Source organism: Streptococcus infantis (genome assembly GCF_000963255.1).
GTDB lineage: Bacteria > Bacillota > Bacilli > Lactobacillales > Streptococcaceae > Streptococcus > Streptococcus nidrosiense.
Window position 1 is genome coordinate 1 of the sequence record NZ_JYOV01000011.1, and the last position, 17,455, is coordinate 17,455.

Annotated in this window: 19 protein-coding genes; 9 read left to right on the plus strand and 10 right to left on the minus strand. The window is 40.4% G+C overall.

Going from position 1 to position 17,455, the window contains the following annotated elements:
• Nucleotides 1–176: 176 nt before the first annotated feature.
• From TZ96_RS04190 to adhP, 4 genes are all read right to left on the minus strand, one after another.
• Nucleotides 177–1,088 carry a PTS system mannose/fructose/sorbose family transporter subunit IID gene (locus TZ96_RS04190; RefSeq protein ID WP_045763029.1) on the minus strand — a complete coding sequence of 304 codons (912 nt, stop codon included), beginning with the start codon at nucleotides 1,086–1,088 and terminating at the stop codon, nucleotides 177–179.
• A gap of 14 nt (nucleotides 1,089–1,102) precedes the next feature.
• Nucleotides 1,103–1,915: a PTS mannose/fructose/sorbose transporter subunit IIC gene (locus TZ96_RS04195; protein WP_001280303.1), complete on the minus strand. Its 813-nt coding sequence runs from the start codon at nucleotides 1,913–1,915 to the stop codon at nucleotides 1,103–1,105.
• A 29-nt stretch (nucleotides 1,916–1,944) separates the two neighbouring features.
• Entirely contained in the window at nucleotides 1,945–2,934 is a 990-nt protein-coding gene (locus TZ96_RS04200; RefSeq protein WP_045763030.1) for a PTS sugar transporter subunit IIB, read from the minus strand.
• Nucleotides 2,935–3,285: 351 nt separating this feature from the next.
• Nucleotides 3,286–4,305, minus strand: coding sequence for an alcohol dehydrogenase AdhP (gene adhP, locus TZ96_RS04205; RefSeq protein ID WP_045763031.1), 1,020 nt, complete (start codon nucleotides 4,303–4,305; stop codon nucleotides 3,286–3,288).
• Nucleotides 4,306–4,677: 372 nt separating this feature from the next.
• On the opposite strand from adhP, the gene TZ96_RS04210 reads away from it, so the two are divergent.
• The 8 genes from TZ96_RS04210 to TZ96_RS04245 all read left to right on the plus strand — a co-directional run bounded on the left by TZ96_RS04210 (nucleotide 4,678) and on the right by TZ96_RS04245 (nucleotide 12,669).
• Nucleotides 4,678–5,955, plus strand: coding sequence for a glutamyl-tRNA synthetase (locus TZ96_RS04210; protein WP_045763032.1), 1,278 nt, complete (start codon nucleotides 4,678–4,680; stop codon nucleotides 5,953–5,955).
• 74 nt (nucleotides 5,956–6,029) lie between these two features.
• Entirely contained in the window at nucleotides 6,030–7,514 is a 1,485-nt protein-coding gene (thrC, locus tag TZ96_RS04215) for a threonine synthase (protein ID WP_045763033.1), read from the plus strand.
• A 60-nt stretch (nucleotides 7,515–7,574) separates the two neighbouring features.
• The gene (locus tag TZ96_RS04220; protein WP_045763034.1) at nucleotides 7,575–8,855 is read left to right on the plus strand and encodes an MATE family efflux transporter; all 1,281 of its coding nucleotides are present in this window, start codon (nucleotides 7,575–7,577) and stop codon (nucleotides 8,853–8,855) included.
• 3 nt (nucleotides 8,856–8,858) lie between these two features.
• Nucleotides 8,859–9,473, plus strand: coding sequence for an HAD-IA family hydrolase (locus TZ96_RS04225; RefSeq protein ID WP_045763035.1), 615 nt, complete (start codon nucleotides 8,859–8,861; stop codon nucleotides 9,471–9,473).
• A gap of 177 nt (nucleotides 9,474–9,650) precedes the next feature.
• Complete coding sequence (locus TZ96_RS04230; protein WP_045763036.1) at nucleotides 9,651–10,700, plus strand: LysM peptidoglycan-binding domain-containing protein; 1,050 nt, start codon at nucleotides 9,651–9,653, stop codon at nucleotides 10,698–10,700.
• A gap of 148 nt (nucleotides 10,701–10,848) precedes the next feature.
• A complete protein-coding gene (locus TZ96_RS04235; RefSeq protein ID WP_045763037.1) occupies nucleotides 10,849–11,712 on the plus strand; it encodes a DUF2262 domain-containing protein in 864 nt (287 codons plus the stop codon).
• Nucleotides 11,713–11,879: 167 nt separating this feature from the next.
• Complete coding sequence (locus tag TZ96_RS04240; protein WP_431305819.1) at nucleotides 11,880–12,296, plus strand: MarR family winged helix-turn-helix transcriptional regulator; 417 nt, start codon at nucleotides 11,880–11,882, stop codon at nucleotides 12,294–12,296.
• A 10-nt stretch (nucleotides 12,297–12,306) separates the two neighbouring features.
• The gene (locus tag TZ96_RS04245; RefSeq protein WP_045763039.1) at nucleotides 12,307–12,669 is read left to right on the plus strand and encodes a DUF1304 domain-containing protein; all 363 of its coding nucleotides are present in this window, start codon (nucleotides 12,307–12,309) and stop codon (nucleotides 12,667–12,669) included.
• A gap of 47 nt (nucleotides 12,670–12,716) precedes the next feature.
• Here the strand turns inward: TZ96_RS04245 and TZ96_RS04250 are convergent, their stop codons facing one another.
• From TZ96_RS04250 to TZ96_RS04270, 5 genes are all read right to left on the minus strand, one after another.
• Nucleotides 12,717–13,574: a DUF975 family protein gene (locus tag TZ96_RS04250; RefSeq protein WP_045763104.1), complete on the minus strand. Its 858-nt coding sequence runs from the start codon at nucleotides 13,572–13,574 to the stop codon at nucleotides 12,717–12,719.
• A 106-nt stretch (nucleotides 13,575–13,680) separates the two neighbouring features.
• Nucleotides 13,681–14,826, minus strand: a complete 1,146-nt coding sequence (locus tag TZ96_RS04255; protein ID WP_045763040.1) for a site-specific integrase — start codon at nucleotides 14,824–14,826, stop codon at nucleotides 13,681–13,683.
• Nucleotides 14,827–14,988: 162 nt separating this feature from the next.
• Complete coding sequence (locus TZ96_RS04260; RefSeq protein WP_045763041.1) at nucleotides 14,989–15,528, minus strand: hypothetical protein; 540 nt, start codon at nucleotides 15,526–15,528, stop codon at nucleotides 14,989–14,991.
• Nucleotides 15,529–15,572: 44 nt separating this feature from the next.
• Nucleotides 15,573–15,779, minus strand: coding sequence for a hypothetical protein (locus TZ96_RS04265; protein ID WP_045763042.1), 207 nt, complete (start codon nucleotides 15,777–15,779; stop codon nucleotides 15,573–15,575).
• A 1-nt stretch (nucleotide 15,780) separates the two neighbouring features.
• Nucleotides 15,781–16,551, minus strand: coding sequence for a S24 family peptidase (locus TZ96_RS04270; protein WP_045763043.1), 771 nt, complete (start codon nucleotides 16,549–16,551; stop codon nucleotides 15,781–15,783).
• 168 nt (nucleotides 16,552–16,719) lie between these two features.
• Between TZ96_RS04270 and TZ96_RS04275 the strand changes: the two genes are divergently transcribed.
• Nucleotides 16,720–16,995: a hypothetical protein gene (locus TZ96_RS04275; protein WP_045763044.1), complete on the plus strand. Its 276-nt coding sequence runs from the start codon at nucleotides 16,720–16,722 to the stop codon at nucleotides 16,993–16,995.
• Between the two features lie 183 nt (nucleotides 16,996–17,178).
• Here the strand turns inward: TZ96_RS04275 and TZ96_RS04280 are convergent, their stop codons facing one another.
• Entirely contained in the window at nucleotides 17,179–17,403 is a 225-nt protein-coding gene (locus tag TZ96_RS04280; protein WP_045763045.1) for a hypothetical protein, read from the minus strand.
• Nucleotides 17,404–17,455 lie beyond the last annotated feature (52 nt).

Below are 17,455 nucleotides of genomic sequence, written 5' to 3' on the forward strand. Positions count from 1 at the left end.
TGAATACTCTTATTCAAGTGGGCTTTTATCTGTTTTATCATAGGAAGTACCTCCTTAACTATCAGTTTAGCACATAAAAAAAGAAACCCAAATACAGAATTGTATTTGAATTTCTTAACTTAATGACATTGGGTGATAAACCTGATTCTTTTTTTGTTTGTAAATTCTCACCGAGATTACATGATACCGAAGAAACGAGCTGCGATACCAACTACAAAGAGGGCAAGAATGATTGTGATTGGAGATACTTTTTTCTTAAGCAACCACATGCAAAGGAAAGTAAGGAGAAGTCCCATCAATCCTGGGATCAATGAGTTCAACTGTCCTTGAAGGGTTTGTGGTTGAACGCTATCCAAGCTCAATCCGCTAAGTGCTTGGCCGAGGATTCCCTTCAATTCTCCACCTGTAACAGGACCTTCTGGGAAGACGATGTAGGCACCTTCTGACAATTGTTTACCTGGAAGGTTGATAGTGAAGTTGATTGATACCCAACGTTGTACAAGAACGGCAAGGATGAACATACCAAGGATAGAAGCTCCTTTAGTGATGTCTTTCAAGATACCACCTGACATATCTTTAGTGATTTCAGATCCAGCCTTGTAACCAAACTCTTGTGTATACCATAGGAAAGACATACGGATTGCATTCCATCCAAAGAAGAAGAGAAGTGGACCAACGATGTTACCAGTTGCAGCAAGTGATGCACCAAGGGCACCAAGGATAGGACGAACTGTAAACCAGAAGACTGGGTCACCGATACCAGCAAGAGGTCCCATCATACCGATCTTAACACCTTGGATAGCAGCGTCATCGATTTCAGTACCGTTTGCGCGTTCTTCTTCAAGTGCAAGAGTAACCCCCATGATTGGGGCAGCTACGTATGGGTGAGTGTTGAAGAACTCGAGGTGACGCTCAAGAGCAGCAGCTTGGTCTTCTTTTTTAGTGTAAAGTTTCTTGATAGCTGGGATCAAAGAGTAAGCCCAACCCAAGTTTTGCATACGTTCGTAGTTCCAAGAACCTTGAAGGAATTGTGAACGCCACCAAACTTTTTGGCGATCTGATTTTGATAATTGAATTTTTTCAGCCATGATTGTTCCCCTTTCTAGTAGTCTTCTAGGATATCACCGATTGGATCGTTAGAAGTTGCAGCTCCTCCTCCGCCGTTTCCACCTTGTTTAGAAAGGTTGAGGTAGATGAAGGCAAGGGCAACACCGATGACACCAAGGGCAATCAAAGTCAATTGAGAGATTGCTGCAAGAGCAAAACCGATAGCGAAGAATGGCCATACTTCACGAGTAGCCATCATGTTGATAACCAAAGCGTAACCAACGGCAACGACCATAGCACCACCGACAGCCATACCACCTTTAAGCCATTCTGGCATAAGTTCCAATACGCCTTGAACGGCTTCAGTTGGCATTGCAAGCAAGAGTGCAGCTGGGATAGCAATACGTAGACCTTGAAGAGCAAGGGCAAAGTAGTGAGCGCGTTCAACAGCAGCAATGTTTCCTTCTTTAGCAGCAGCGTCAGCAGTGTGAACCAAACCAACTGAGATTGTACGAACGATCATAGTCAAGAAAAGTCCAGCTACTGCAAGAGGGATTGCAGTTGCAGTTGCGACTGCGATACCTTCAGTAGTAAAGTTACCACCTTTGATCATGATGATTGCAGCAGCAACAGAGGCAAGGGCAGCGTCAGGAGCTACGGCAGCTCCGATGTTAGCCCAACCAAGGGCGATCATTTGAAGTGATCCACCAAGCATAACCCCTGCTTCGAGGTTACCAGTTACAAGACCGATAAGGGTACATGCTACGATTGGTTGATGGAATTGGAATTGGTCGAGGATACCTTCAAGACCTGCGAAGAAGGCAACAACTACAACCAAGATAGCAGAAATGAATGAAATATCTGACATGGTTTTATTCCTTTTCTATTTAGTTTTAATTATTGAACGTTAGCTTTGCTAATCAAGTCAAACAAATCTTTTTTCGTGTCGTTTGGTACTTTACGTACGTCAAATTCAACACCAAGATCACGCATTTTTTCAAATGTAGCAACGTCGTCTTTGTCCATTGACAATACGTTGTTGATCATTGTTTTACCAGTTGAGTGAGCCATTGAACCAACGTTAAGAGTCTTGATTGGCACACCGCCTTCGATAGCACGAAGGGCATCTTGAGGTGTTTCAAACAAGATAAGGGCGTGTGTTTCACCAAAACGAGGATCTTTTGCAACCTCAATCAATTTTTTGATTGGAACAACGTTAGCCTTCACTCCGTTAGGAGCAGCTTGTTTGATCAACTCTTTACGAAGATCGTCGTTTGCAACGTTATCTGAAGCAACGATGATACGGTCTGCTTTTGAATCTGGTGTCCAAGCAGTTGCGACTTGTCCGTGAAGAAGACGTGTATCAAGACGAGCAAGATTGATTTTCAATTTACCGTCTCCAATAACAGTTCCTTCTGGAATAGCAGCTTGGGCTACAGGAGCAGCTGCAGCAGTTGCAACTTCCTCAGCTGGGTTTAGCTCTTCTGGAAGAGCCTTGATGCCATCTTTGGCTTCTTTAATGATGTTCGCAGCGACTTTATCCACTCCAGCAGCAGCGTCCATAAGGCGCTCTGTGTAAGCTTGGATCAACATCGGTAAATTAAGTCCTGTGATGATGGCAAATTTACGCTCAGGGTTTTCTCCCATTACGCGGCTAGCTTGGTTAAATGGAGAGCCACTCCAAAGGTCAGCCAAGACTAGAACCTCATCTTCTGCGTCAAATGCAGCCACAGCATTGTTGAACTTGGCGTATAAATCATCTGGACCTTCGTTTGGCATAAAGGTTACAACTTGAACCTTTTCTTGTTCACCAAAGATCATAGATCCTGACTGATGAATACCCGCAGCAAATTCACCGTGGCTCGCAATAATGATTCCGATACTCATTATTGTCATTCCTCCTTATAAAATGTTTGACTTGTAGTTTAAGAAAACTTTAAGACTCCTTAAGTATAAATCGATTTCAGAAAAAAAGCAACTAATTATAATAAAGAGTGAAAAAAATCTCAAATTTCCATTTTTACAAATATTGATATATCATTTTTTTATAAAATCATCTATAAAATGGTAAAAAAATTTAATATAAAAAAGCAGAGGGACTAGGAAGTTTACGTCAGTAGTGCTCTTGGGCGTCTAAAAAATGCCCCAAGTCCAATTAGTTGTCGTGTCAAAATTTTATTACAAAAAAACGAGGTGGGATTTTCTGTCCCGACCTCGATTTTTTGCTTAATTTCTATCTTAGTGAGTAAAGTCTAGAACCATACGACCTTGGATGGTTCCAGCAGCCATTTCATCAAAGACAGCAATGGCATCTTCCACAGGGCGTTTTTGAACGACTGGTACAACGAGACCTTCAGCACCAAATTGGAAGGCTTCTTCCAAATCTTTACGTGTTCCAACAAGGGAACCGATGACTTGGATACCGTCAAGAACTGTTTTGACGATGCTAAGTTCCATCATTTCAGATGGGAGACCAACAGCAACTACTCGACCGCCTGCACGAACAGAATCAACTGCTTGGTTAAAGGCAACTTTTGAGACAGCTGTTACGACAGCTGAGTGAGCACCACCGTTTGTTTTTTCTTTGATAAGGCCTGGAACATCTTCAACTTCAAGACCATTAATCACGATATCAGCACCAACTTCTTTAGCTAGAGCAAGTTTATCGTTGTTAATATCTACTGCGATAACGTGAGCGTTGAATACTTTTTTAGCGTATTGGACAGCCAAGTTACCAAGGCCTCCAGCACCATAGAGGACAACCCATTGGCCTGGTTCAACTTTTGCTTCTTTGATAGCCTTGTATGTAGTAACACCGGCACAAGTGATAGAAGAAGCTTGGGCTGGATCGAGACCATCTGGAACCTTAACAGCATAATCTGCAGTTACGATACATTGTTCAGCCATACCGCCGTCAACTGAGTAGCCTGCATTTTTTACGGAACGGCAAAGAGTTTCTCGTCCGGTTGTACAGTATTCACACATACCACAGCCTTCAAAGAACCAAGCTACGCTGACACGGTCGCCAACTTTGAGGCTTTTTACATCAGGAGCAACTTCTTTGACGATACCGATACCTTCGTGACCGAGAACGCGTCCTGGAACTTTACCAAAGTCACCATGGGCAACGTGGAGGTCAGTGTGGCAGACACCACAGTACTCAACTTCTACAAGAGCTTCCCCATTTTCGAGTGGACGGAGAACTTTTTCTTCAATAGCAACACCAGTGCCTTCTGGATTTACAACAACAGCTTTCATAGCTATCCTCCTTGATTAGTCGTTAAGGTGCAGTGGAAAAGGGGCTTGGCTTGAGAGGTTTTCAAGTGAAGTCGAATTTGAACTGCCCTCTTATTTACTTATATGTGAAGTATATCACTATATTTACTATAGTACAATGGTTTTGAGGTAAAAAACCATGTAATCGCTTAACCGGTTGATAAGACTGTGAAAATTGAACAAGTAAGATTGATGCATTGACGAGTAAATACCTATAAATACTAGAAAAGTTGACTTTAGATCGCCTCTTTAAGGTTTTCAGCAAATTTTCTGAGTTTCTTCTCGAGGGGATTTTGGTATAATATAGAAAGCAATTGATCTTTCTAGTAAGAGAATTTAGAGTGAGAGGTATCTATGTCCCCTTCTGTTCAGTTATTGAAAAACCGTTATTTAAAAAATATAAAAGAAAATCCAGATCTCTATATTGGGATTGAGTTGGAGTTTCCTATCGTTCATGTAAATGGGCAAGCGACAGACATTGAAGTCAGTAAGGACTTGATGCGCTTTCTGGTGGATGCTCTCAGCTTGGAAGTTGAAAAGGAGGACCAGGACGGAAATCCGATTCAACTTGTAGAACCAAAAAGTCAGGATCGGATTCTGTTTGAGGTTTCCTACACGACCTTGGAGTTTGCCTTTGGTAGAGCCCAGAAAATCCAAGAGGTCGAAGGACGATTTCAAGCTTATATGAAGGTCATTCAGGAAAAACTAGGCCAAAAGGATCATGCTATCCAGGGGTGGGGAATTCATCCAAACTGGGATATCAATGACAATCGACCGGTGGCTTATCCACGCTACCAGATGCTGATGGATTACCTACAGATGGGAAGTCGCCAAGATAGAGCTGATTTGCATGACTTTCCACAATACGGTGCTTTTATCTGTGGGAGTCAAGTTCAGTTGGATGTATCGACTGTTAACTACCTACGAGTTATCAATGCTTTCACTCAGATTGAAGCAGCAAAAGCTTACTTATTTGCCAATTCTGAGTTTTCGGGAGCAGAATGGGATACTAAGATTTCACGGGATATTTTTTGGGAAGCTTCCATGCATGGGATTTATCCAGAGAATGTTGGTGTCAATGCAAAACTCTTCAAAGATGAGGATGATTTCTTTGATTATCTAGACCGCTCTGCGATTTTTACAGCAGAACGAGATGGGGAAACCTACTATTTTTCTCCGATTCGGGCTAGAGATTACCTAGCTACTGAGGAAGTTTCGGCCTATACTCTAAATGGAAAAGAAACTCTGCTTGTTCCTCAAGAGAAGGATTTTCAAACGCACCGTAGTTACCAATATCAAGACCTAACAACTCGAGGGACGGTTGAATTCCGTAGTGTTTGTACGCAACCCCTAGACCGAACCTTTGCTTCAGCAGCCTTTCATCTAGGTTTGTTGGTAAATCTAGACAAGCTTGAAGCTTACCTAGAGACAGCTCCTTTCTTTGAACACTTTGGTCGTGACTACAAGTCATTGAGACGCCAGTTTTCTCAGAAACAGCTTTCAGATGAGGAGACAGCTGGAATTGTTCAATTCTCAAAAGATTTGCTAGCTATAGCAGAGCAAGGTCTTGAAATGAGAGGTCAGCAAGAAACAACCTATTTAGAGCCTTTGAAAGAAAAATTGACTCTATAATTTTCTTATAAAGGAAGAATTTTCTGAAAAATCATGTTATAATGGATGAGACTATAGATAAAGGATAGAGATTTATGACATTAGTTTATCAATCAACGCGAGACGCAAAAAATACCGTAACAGCCAGCCAGGCGATTTTGCAAGGTTTGGCAACAGATGGAGGCTTATTTACTCCGGTTAGTTATCCAAAGGTAGATTTGGATTTTGACACATTAAAAGATGCTTCTTACCAAGAAGTGGCTAAGCTGGTCTTGTCAGCTTTCTTGGATGACTTTACAGCAGAGGAGTTGGACTACTGTATTACCAACGCCTATGACAGCAAGTTTGATACACCAGCTATTGCTCCTCTTGTCAAACTTGATGGCCAATACAACTTGGAACTTTTCCACGGTTCAACAATTGCCTTTAAGGATATGGCCTTGTCTATCTTGCCATACTTTATGACAACGGCAGCTAAGAAACATGGCCTGGAAAACAAGATTGTCATTTTGACAGCGACATCTGGGGACACTGGGAAAGCTGCTATGGCAGGATTTGCGGATGTTCCTGGAACTGAAATTATCGTCTTTTATCCAAAAGATGGTGTCAGCAAGGTACAAGAGTTGCAAATGACCACTCAAACTGGGGACAACACTCATGTTATCGCTATCGATGGAAACTTTGACGATGCTCAAACCAACGTCAAGCATATGTTCAACGATGTGGCTCTTCGTGAAAAATTGTCAGCTAACAAGTTGCAATTTTCATCAGCCAACTCTATGAACATTGGCCGTTTGGTACCACAAATTGTCTATTATGTGTATGCCTACGCTCAGCTTGTTAAAACTGGCGAAATTGTGGCTGGTGACAAGGTCAACTTCACCGTACCGACAGGAAACTTTGGAAATATCTTGGCTGCCTTTTACGCTAAGCAAATCGGTCTACCAGTTGGTAAGTTGATCTGTGCTTCAAATGACAACAATGTTTTGACAGACTTCTTCAAAACTCGTGTCTATGACAAGAAGCGTGAGTTTAAGGTGACCACTAGTCCGTCTATGGATATCTTGGTATCTTCAAACTTGGAGCGTTTGATTTTCCACCTTTTGGGAAATGATGCTGTTAAGACCGCTGAACTTATGAATGCCTTGAACACTCAAGGTCAATATGAGTTGACAGATTTTGATGCAGAGATTCTTGATCTTTTTGCGGCAGAGTATGCGACAGAAGCGGAAACATCAGCAGAAATTAAGCGTGTCTACGACTCAGATTCTTATATCGAGGATCCTCATACAGCAGTTGCTTCAGCCGTATTTAAAAAATACCAAGCAGCGACTGGTGATGCGACCAAGACAGTGATTGCATCAACAGCTAGTCCTTACAAATTCCCAGTGGTTGCGGTGGAAGCTGTAACTGGACAATCAGGTTTGAGCGACTTTGAAGTCTTGGCTCAATTACACGAAATTTCAGGAGTAGCAGTGCCACCAGCAGTTGATGGGCTCGAAACAGCTCCAGTTCGTCACAAGACAACTGTTGCAGCAGCAGAGATGCAGACTGCAGTAGAATCTTATCTAGGACTTTAAAGCAGAGGAAGTAAACTCGGTTGGGCAACTAACTGAGTTTCTTTTCATCAGGAGGAAGGATTGTTTAAGAAAAATAAAGACATTCTCAACATAGCTCTGCCAGCCATGGGTGAAAATTTCTTGCAGATGCTCATGGGAATGGTGGATAGCTATCTGGTAGCCCATCTAGGTTTGATAGCCATTTCGGGTGTATCTGTAGCGGGCAATATTATCACCATTTACCAGGCAATTTTTATTGCTCTAGGAGCTGCGATTTCCAGTGTTATTTCCAAAAGTTTGGGGCAGAAGGACCAGTCTAGACTAGCCTACCATGTGACAGAAGCGCTCAAGATAACCCTGCTACTGAGTTTAGTTTTAGGGGGCTTGTCCATCTTTGCCGGTCAAGAGATGATTGGTCTTTTGGGGACAGAAGCGGCTGTGGCTGAGAGTGGTGGACTATACCTAGCTTTGGTTGGTGGGACAATCGTCCTCTTGGGCTTGATGACTAGTCTAGGAGCCTTGATTCGCGCCACTCATAATCCGCGCCTTCCCCTTTATGTGAGTCTTTTATCCAATGCCTTGAATATTGTCTTTTCAAGTCTAGCTATTTTTGTTCTTGATATGGGCATAGCTGGTGTAGCTTGGGGGACTATTTTGTCACGTTTAATCGGGGTTGTGATTTTGTGGTCACAATTAAAACTTCCATATACGAGACCAAGCTTTGGACTGGATAAAGACTTGCTGACTCTGGCTTTGCCTGCAGCGGGAGAACGTCTCATGATGAGGGCTGGTGATGTAGTCATTATTGCCTTGGTTGTTTCCTTTGGGACGGAGGCAGTCGCGGGAAATGCTATCGGTGAAGTTTTGACTCAGTTCAACTATATGCCTGCCTTCGGTGTTGCGACAGCAACAGTCATGCAGGTAGCTCGAGCAGTTGGGGAAGATGATTGGGCAAGGGTAGACAACTTAAGTAAGCAAACTTTTTGGCTTTCCCTCTTTCTTATGTTGCCCTTAACACTTAGTATCTATACTCTGGGAACGCCCCTAAGTCACCTCTACACTAGTGATCCTGTGGCTATTGAAGCCAGTGTTATGGTGACGCTGTTCTCTCTACTGGGGACACCTATGACGACGGGAACAGTCATTTATACAGCTGTCTGGCAGGGTTTGGGGAATGCACGCCTCCCCTTTTATGCGACAAGTATCGGAATGTGGTGTATCCGTATCGGAACAGGGTACCTGATGGGAATTATTCTTGGTTGGGGCTTGCCTGGTATTTGGGCAGGAACGCTTTTGGATAATGGTTTTCGTTGGTTCTTCCTGCGCTATCGTTATAAGCAATATATCTCTTTGAAAGGATGACATATGAAAAAAATTGGATTTATCTGGGATTTAGATGGGACCTTGTTAGACTCTTATGAGGCTATCTTAGCAGGAATCGAAGAGACTTTTGCCCAGTTTGACATTCCTTATGATAAGGCTGAGGTTCGTGCCTTTATTCTAAAAACTTCCGTTCAAGATCTGTTGGAAAAGGTGGGAGAAGAGAGAGGCTTGGATGCTGATATGCTCAATCAGGTTCGTGCTCAGAGTTTGGCTGAGAAGAATGCTCAAGTTGTTCTGATGCCAGGGGCGCGTGAAATCTTAGCTTGGGCAGACCAGCAAGGAATTGAGCAGTTTGTTTATACCCATAAAGGGGACAATGCTTTTACAATTTTGGAAAATTTGGGTTTGGCCCACTATTTCACAGAGATTTTAACCAATCAAAGTGGTTTTACTCGAAAGCCTAGTCCAGAAGCTGCGATTTATCTTCTAGATAAGTATGAACTAGATCCACAACAAACTTATTATATCGGTGATCGGACTTTGGATATCGAATTTGCTCAAAATAGTGGCATCCAGAGTATCAATTTCCTTGCCTCACCTGCAACTTGTAATCAACAGATAGAGCGTTTAGAAGATATTAGTTCGTTTTCCTTCTAGAACTTTCTTTAAGAAGAATGTGTCAGCCTGATGACAAGAAACTAACAAACTATTTCAAGTAATGTGATTTGTTACAACGAATGTACAGTTCTGTTAAATAGCCCCAAAAGGGCTTTTTTTCTATTTTCTTTGTGTTATGATAGACAGGTACTACATTTGAAAAGGAGTTTGAATAGTATGAAGAAACGAATTATTTTAGCATCAACAGTAGCCCTATCACTTGCCCCTACCTTGGCAACTCAAGCAGAGGAAATTGTATGGTCGCCACGTACAGTTGAGCAAATTCAAAACGATGTTGCTAAAAGCGAAAATAAAACAAGTTATACCATTAAGTATGGAGATACCCTAAGCACAATTGCAGAGGCTTTGGGAGTAGACTTAAATGTCCTTGCAAACTTGAACAAAATCACGAATATTGATTTGATTTTCCCAGAAACTGTACTGACTACAATTGTTAACGACAATGAGGAAGTAACAGAGATTGAGGTTTATACACCTCAAGAAGTAGGTTCTGATGTAGCAAGTGCAACAGCAGACTTAACAACGAATCAAGTAACAGTAGATGACCAAACTGTACAAGTTGAAGATTTGACACAACCAGTTGCAGAAACTGAAACTGTAGCAGAAACTACAGTTTCGTCAGAAGAAACAACGACTACAACTGCTGAGACCGCAGAAGCAACTACTGAAGCTACAACAGAAGCTGTAACAGAGGCTCCTGTAGTGGAAGAAACGACTACAACAGAAGCACCAGTTACAGAGACTGTAACAGAGGCTCAATCAGCACCATCAACTTATCAAGCTGAAGCAAGCCAAGCTTCATCAGCGACTTATGCAGCACCAGCAGCACCTGATTATGCAAGTATTGCAGCTTCAAAATCAGAAAATGCAGGTCTTCAGCCACAAACGGCTGCCTTTAAAGAGGAAGTAGCTAACTTGTTCGGAATCACATCATTTAGTGGTTACCGTCCAGGAGATAGTGGAGACCACGGAAAAGGACTTGCCATTGACTTTATGGTTCCAGTAAGTTCTGCTCTTGGTGACCAAATTGCAGATTATGCTATCCAAAATATGGCTAGCCGTGGCATCAGCTACATCATCTGGAAACAACGTTTCTATGCACCATACGATAGCAAATACGGACCAGCCTACACTTGGAATCCAATGCCAGACCGTGGTAGTGTTACAGAAAACCACTATGACCACGTTCACGTATCGATGAACTAAGAATAATAAGAAGTTGGGAACTTGAGTTTCCGCTTCTTTTTTTGTTATGACACACTTTCTAAGTGAAATAAAATCTAAAACACGATATAATGTAAGCGAATACAAAACTGTCTAACGATTTTAAGCATAGAGCGAAAGGATGATAAGGATGACAAACCGATTAAAAACTCCATTTGAGAAAACAAGAGATGATTTTGAACAGGAATTTACTGGAGAAATTGTCGAACTCTTGATTTTTACCCTCCAAAATGTAAATGGGGCTGCTTCTTTAAAAGATGGGTGTCTAATGCCGTCCGTTCATTTTAAAGCTAGTGTCAATGTCGCAACTCAGGACTTTTCTGAACTTGAAGGACGTTTGGAATGGCTCTTGACTCCAGAAGAATTTGAAGAAAAGCATTGGGGTTTTAGTTTTGAACCCTACAAAATTCATCGTATTAAATGTCAAAAACGCCCCTTCATGGAGCTAGAGCCTTATATGTCAGAAGTGGCTAACAACTGCTACCGCTTGCTGGAATACCTAGATGACCAATCCACGGACTCTAGGTTAGAGACCTTGATTGAAAGCTATCAAAAACCTGTTATCATTCAAGACGCTCTTGGCGAGTTCACCCTAAATAGAGCCTATTCTTGGTTTGAAGGCTTCATCACCTATGAAGGCGGTAAGATTCATGCTATGTTTGATGCGGGTGCAGATGAAAGTCTTCCTCCAAGTTCTTTCAATGATTTAAAGAAATTTATGGGAACTTTCCAAGTCCATGATGCTCAGATTAAAAACTATATCGTCAAAGAATTGTGGGAAACAGCTCAAGACTGGATTGATTCAGATGAAAATGATGTGGAGTTAACAGAAGAGTATTTTACCAACTCACTTTCCTTGAGTGAACTATCAATCAACGAAGATGGGGAATTGACTCTCTACTATGATGATAGCGAGGAAATTTTTGCAGGCCACGCCATCGAAGTTGTCATCGATAAAGAGGGAGAAATCCTTCAAGTAGACTTGGTAGGCTAATAGCTTGATTTTATTTAGAATATAGAAGTAATAGCCTTTTGGGATTGAAACCAAGAGGCTATTTTTTCGGAGTGAGCAAAATAGTTGCGTTTTTACTAAGATTGCATTATACTTGATAAGTCAACTATTGATAAATCAAATATAAAAGAAAGGAGAAAATACTAAAAATGCATGAATTGCTATACCAGCTCCATTTAACAGATCAGACCATCACTCAACTTTTTGAGAAACAATTGGGAATTAGTTTGACCCGCTATCAAATCCTGCAGTTTTTACTGCAACAGTCACCCTGTAACCAGATTGCCGTTCAGGAGAAGTTACAGATTGACCAGGCAGCCTTGACCCGTCATTTTAAGATACTGGAGTCAGAGGGCTATGTCAGTCGCAATCGGAATCCAATCAATCAGCGAGAAGTCTTAGTTGAATTAACCCAAGAAGCCAAGAATCAACTCTTGGTCAATCCGCCTAAACATCACTTGCGAGTGAAGGAGCAGATGGAGAACATCTTATCCTCTACTGAGCAGCAAGACCTGATAGCTTTGTTGACAAAACTAGTATCAGGATTAGAAAAAATAGAATTTTAAGGAGAAAACGATGTCAATCATTACTACTATTTTAGCAACTATTGTTGCCCTCGAACATTTTTATATCTTTTATTTGGAAAGTATAGCAACCCAATCAGACGCCACCAGTCGAGTCTTTAATATGGAAATGGAAGAGTTGACTCGACCATCTGTAACCTCACTTTTCAAAAACCAAGGAATTTATAATGCCTTGATTGGGGTATTTCTTATTTACGGAATTTATTTCTCACATAGCTTAGAAATCGTAACAATCTTTGTTTTATTTGTCATAGGAGCAGCTACTTATGGTGCCTTAACAGCAGATAAAAAAATCATTCTCAAGCAAGGTGGCCCAGCAATCTTAGCACTCTTGAGTATCCTTTTCTTGAGATAAAAACAACCAGCACTTTCTATTGAAGGTGCTGGTTTTAATCATTCACATTAAACTTTTCTCCGCTTGATTTCGAGTAATCTTTGATAAAAGAAGAATTGACTACTATAGATATAAGGGAAAGTAGGGATGCTCGCAATTCCGAAACTGATCCAGATAAGGAGATACCAAGGAAGTAGCTGTAAATCAAGAACGAAGCGTTGGAACTTATAGCCTTTCATAAGGAAGCGACTGGTTTTGAGTACACGACTTGGCTTGGCAATTCCAATTGCAAGGGTATCACATAGGAGCAGCTCTACTTGGGAATAAGCGTAGTATTGCGGCAGATAGGCAATGGTTCCCAAAATCATCAGAAAGACGCTACCAAAGAAGTAGAGTGCAAAAGTGAGCAGAAAATGTTCGATATCTGAATTGGTGACGTCTACGGCTGGAAATTCGGGATGAAGTTCTACAAATTTACGAGCCATGGCACTGCTATAAAAGAGCAAGTAGACACCAAAAAGATTAGGGATGCTCCACAAAAAGAGATAGAAACGCTTGAGCAAGAGAGTCAGAAAGGTCTGGGTGAAGAAGCGGTTGTCAAGTAAGGACAGGCTATCTTTAAAGGAAAGCTCTATCTCGGAAATTCTGTAAAGATTAATGGTTGTAAACAGAGCACCAGCTAGGATAATAGAACTTGTAAATCCGACTGCTAGAGGAAAGAGTGAAGACTGGATCAAGCTCATCAAAAAAGTAAAGAAGGATTGCTCAAGAATTCCCTCATCAAGTAGGGATAAAGGTCTGATAAAGCTGGATAGAATCAAGAAAATGCTTGGTAATAAAAAGACAAGCAATAAACGTGGATGTTCAGCTTGAAACTGTTTAGCTTGTTGACGAACTTCTTTTAAATCAATTTTTGGGTATTTCATTCTTTCATTATACCATAAATAGTACATAGCTTGCTAATCCTTTGAAACCAGTGGACTTCTAGCGTGTTAACCAAAAGTGAATACGATATTGAATACGACTTTACTTTTAGCTGGAGCGGATGAAATCCATGAGCTGGTCAACGACTTCAACACGTTGATTATCATTGATGTGGGTATACATATCAAGAGTGATTTGAACATTATTGTGACCGAGTCTATCTGAAATAATTTTTGCTGTAACACCAGCTTCAAACAGAAGAGAAGCATGTGTATGCCTAAATCCGTGAGGCGAAATTTTTTTAAGCTTATTGTGTTTACGAAAGAATCTGCTAAGTTTCACTTTCATAGTTGCAGCTAAAAGCCATCCACCGCTATTATTTGTAAAGATATAATTCGAATCATGTTTGTAAGGCACACCAGCCTGGAAATATTCTTTTATTTGCTGTCGTTTCCAGAGTTTCAAAACATTCAGAGTTTCATCATCTAAGGTGATAACCCTCTTACTCCTTTTGGTTTTAGGATCCTGAACAGTTTGTTTTTTACCAATCACGACAGCCGTGCGAGAAATGCTTAACCGTTTATTTTCAAAGTCAACATCTGACCACATGAGGCCGATTGCTTCTCCAGTTCTCAATCCAGAAAAAGCGAGTAAGTGAAAAAAGGTATAGTCTACTGGCTTACAATTTGCTTTGGAAACTGTAAGAAAATCCGTTAGCTCCTGCTTTGTATAGTAGTTCTCTTTGACCTTTAAGGGCTTATTTTTAGGCTTGATAATCTTGTCTAAAGGATTTGACTTAATGATGTCAAGAGAAGCGGCATACTTGAAAATACGGCTGATGACAGAGTAGTAATTAGAATATAGGATATAGCGTTTACTTAACTTGATAGCAACCTTTTGACAATAAGCTACACTGATTTGCTGAATCTTCATATCTGTAAAATATGAGTCAATCATAACATTAAGTTTCTTCTTAGTGTTCTGATAAGTTGTTGGTTTTACAGTGCTCTTGTAGCTTTCAAGCCATAGCTCAGCAACTTCAGCGAATGTAGGGTTCTGGAAATCTGCATTACTTGAAAAACCATTCTCTTCAACATCTAAGAGAAGATCACGTTCGGCTGCCTTGGCCTCTTTGATGGTCTTAAAACCACGGCGTGTTGTGCGTTTTTCTTTTCCAGTTGCAGGGTCTATGCCCAGGTATGTTTGAAAGAGATATCTAGTCTCTCCTTTTTTTGTAATGTATTTTTTTATCATAAAAAGTCCTTTCTTTTCGATTGCTTGCCCGCATAGTTGAAAAGGTGCAGAATTTATGATAAACTATAGTTGTATTTTTTTATCATCTTTTCCATTGCTTGCTATATGGAAGATTGAAACCTCACACTCAAAGATGGCCGTCGGAGAGTGTGAGGATTTTTTTTATTCTACGATGATTTCGCCAACAGGAATAATATCTTTCTGTTTTGAAGATTTAGCGATTAGGTCGTATTGGTCAGCAGATTTTTCGTAACCGAGGGAAAGAGTAGCATTCTCGTCGGGTAGCTTTTTAGCAAATTCAGAAATAGACATACGAAGCAAAGTGATTGCATTTTTCTGGTCAGTAGTAGCGGAATTTGATTGGACTGCACCAAGAGCTTCTTTGGCCTTATCTTTAGCCGTTCCAGTTATCAAAATCATGATAGTATCATGTGGTTCAGATGAGTCTGAATCGATTACATTATTTTGAATCTTTACGCTTATTGCTCCAGTTGATTCAGGATCTAATTTTGATTTGATTTCAGAGATTAACTCATCATATTTGCTGTTATCTACTTTGGCTTTTGTATCTGTTGAAGTAGTGTTTTTTTGCTCCGTTTTAGATTGCTCAGTATTACCTTTTGAAGTTGACTGACTATTAGAACATGCTACTAAAACAGTAGCGGAAAGCAAGATAGTTGTTGTAGTTAGTAGTTTTTTCATGGATATTCTCCTTTTTTAATTTACTGTCTTTATAGAGTCTTTTGTTATTCGGATTTTTTTGATAAGTGTTGTTGAATAATTAAGGCTACATTGGCTTTTTCTTCTTCGGTCATAGGAGGTTCGTTTGGATCGTCTACCGAAAACTCGATAGCATGCCACTTATCATTGACTCTAATCCACTCTCTTCGTCTATGACATTGACAATCCAGGTTGTGTTTAATCACTTCCATTGGTCTGCTTTCGTCACTCATGTTATTTCTCCCTGTACAAATCCACTACTTCGCCTATAATTCGGAAGTCTGTTTCTGGGGTGATTGGCATATCTTTGTACGCTGGGTTCAAGCTATGTAGGTATGCCTGTTCTTTATCGATGACAAGCTGCTTGATATAAGCATCACCGTTGTAGTTGAATACTCCAATAACACCGTTATTTAAGTCCACGCTGGTTTGGATAAAGACAAGGTCGCCATCGTGGTAGTCAGGCTCCATAGAGTCCCCTTTGATTGGGATGACAAAATCGGTATCAACATCTACTGGCAACTCAATCCGTTCCACTCGAACATCGTTCAAATACTGCCCTGTACCTGCAGAAGCTGGGTGGTCGTAGTAGTCGTAACTGTAGAGCTGAATGACTTCCGATACTTCGGTTATCTTCGTTTCTTCTTCGTTTTTTTGACTCTCCAGAAGCTCCTCAGACGTTCGTAGCACGATTTTTTTATTTTGGGTGGTTAATTGTACCACTTTATCTGTAATCTGCTGAGTGAGTAAATCCGAAGCGTATGGGAGTGAGTTGGTGGATTCTACTGCATTTTTTGAGACAGCAGGAAAGAAATCATCAATCGAAACATCAAATATATCACATAACTTAAAAAGCATATCTTGATTTGCTTTTCTTTCTCCTTTTTCGTATCGACTGATTGTTTGTTTTGTAGTATTCAATCTTTTTGCAAGCTCATCTTGAGTAAAACTGGCTGATTTTCGAAAGGTTTTAATTTGGTTTCCAATGTATTTTTTCAAATCCATGTTCCGTACCTCAATTTCAGTAATTCTATAAGTAGATTATATAAAAAAGTCACCGAAAACGCAACTTTTTTTACTTTTTAATCAAAATACTGTTGACTAGTCACCAAAATGGTGATATAATTAAATCAAGCTTAAGGAAATAACAAAAACAAACCGGAGGGAAACAACATGAATAAAGGACTTACAACACAAGAACAAATCGCACTAGCAAAAGAAATCTTACAAGTTAAGAACCGTAGAGAACGCTCACTTAAATTAGGAGAAATCCTAGATCGTGAAAAACTATCGTCAGATGATATGTACGAATTGTACAACACACTACTGACGGCCATCAGAGTTTACGGAGACGTTATCGGATTTGACGACAAAGATTTTCAGGAAATGGCTCTTACAATCTTAGTTCTTGAAAAGGTTGAAGAAGCGAAAGAAGCTAGGGTAGCGTAGAGAGGTGCGATTCCTCTCCTAGCTATTGCTCATAGAGCGAAAATAATAGAGAAAGGAGTAGGAAAATGAGACCAAGACGGTATCCGTATAGTGGGAAAAGAAAAAAGCAATCTGATAGACAGATTGCTAAGTTAAAAAGAGATATTGATGTAAATCGTACAAATATATCATCTTTAAAATTCGCTATAGAAACTTTAAGTAACCATCAGAATTATCGATAACTTGATAACCTTGAGCGGTTGCTTCTTCGATAATTTCAGCTTTAGACATTTCAAAATCAGATAACTGAATTACTGCGCTAGGTTTATCAGTAGTCGACTCTGAAAAATTAGATAATAGAATATTATCGAGATTTTCCCAGGTTAGTTTCTTAACAACGTGGTTTGGCTTATGGCTAAGCTTACTCATTTTTTGAACCTCCTTCTGTTGAAATTTTGACTAAAACGGTGAGAGGTCCTAG

What these genes read in the sequence shown, in the direction of transcription:
- TZ96_RS04230 (WP_045763036.1), top strand. Translation starts at nt 9,651, where the DNA reads ATGAAGAAACGAATTATTTTAGCATCAACAGTAGCCCTATCACTTGCC.
- TZ96_RS04265 (WP_045763042.1), bottom strand. Translation starts at nt 15,779, where the DNA reads ATGAGTGACGAAAGCAGACCAATGGAAGTGATTAAACACAACCTGGAT.
- TZ96_RS04210 (WP_045763032.1), top strand. Translation starts at nt 4,678, where the DNA reads ATGTCCCCTTCTGTTCAGTTATTGAAAAACCGTTATTTAAAAAATATA.
- TZ96_RS04255 (WP_045763040.1), bottom strand. Translation starts at nt 14,826, where the DNA reads ATGATAAAAAAATACATTACAAAAAAAGGAGAGACTAGATATCTCTTT.
- TZ96_RS04250 (WP_045763104.1), bottom strand. Translation starts at nt 13,574, where the DNA reads ATGAAATACCCAAAAATTGATTTAAAAGAAGTTCGTCAACAAGCTAAA.
- adhP (WP_045763031.1), bottom strand. Translation starts at nt 4,305, where the DNA reads ATGAAAGCTGTTGTTGTAAATCCAGAAGGCACTGGTGTTGCTATTGAA.
- TZ96_RS04270 (WP_045763043.1), bottom strand. Translation starts at nt 16,551, where the DNA reads ATGGATTTGAAAAAATACATTGGAAACCAAATTAAAACCTTTCGAAAA.
- TZ96_RS04225 (WP_045763035.1), top strand. Translation starts at nt 8,859, where the DNA reads ATGAAAAAAATTGGATTTATCTGGGATTTAGATGGGACCTTGTTAGAC.
- TZ96_RS04235 (WP_045763037.1), top strand. Translation starts at nt 10,849, where the DNA reads ATGACAAACCGATTAAAAACTCCATTTGAGAAAACAAGAGATGATTTT.
- TZ96_RS04245 (WP_045763039.1), top strand. Translation starts at nt 12,307, where the DNA reads ATGTCAATCATTACTACTATTTTAGCAACTATTGTTGCCCTCGAACAT.
- TZ96_RS04240 (WP_431305819.1), top strand. Translation starts at nt 11,880, where the DNA reads ATGCATGAATTGCTATACCAGCTCCATTTAACAGATCAGACCATCACT.
- TZ96_RS04200 (WP_045763030.1), bottom strand. Translation starts at nt 2,934, where the DNA reads ATGAGTATCGGAATCATTATTGCGAGCCACGGTGAATTTGCTGCGGGT.
- TZ96_RS04275 (WP_045763044.1), top strand. Translation starts at nt 16,720, where the DNA reads ATGAATAAAGGACTTACAACACAAGAACAAATCGCACTAGCAAAAGAA.
- TZ96_RS04280 (WP_045763045.1), bottom strand. Translation starts at nt 17,403, where the DNA reads ATGAGTAAGCTTAGCCATAAGCCAAACCACGTTGTTAAGAAACTAACC.
- TZ96_RS04260 (WP_045763041.1), bottom strand. Translation starts at nt 15,528, where the DNA reads ATGAAAAAACTACTAACTACAACAACTATCTTGCTTTCCGCTACTGTT.
- TZ96_RS04190 (WP_045763029.1), bottom strand. Translation starts at nt 1,088, where the DNA reads ATGGCTGAAAAAATTCAATTATCAAAATCAGATCGCCAAAAAGTTTGG.
- TZ96_RS04195 (WP_001280303.1), bottom strand. Translation starts at nt 1,915, where the DNA reads ATGTCAGATATTTCATTCATTTCTGCTATCTTGGTTGTAGTTGTTGCC.
- thrC (WP_045763033.1), top strand. Translation starts at nt 6,030, where the DNA reads ATGACATTAGTTTATCAATCAACGCGAGACGCAAAAAATACCGTAACA.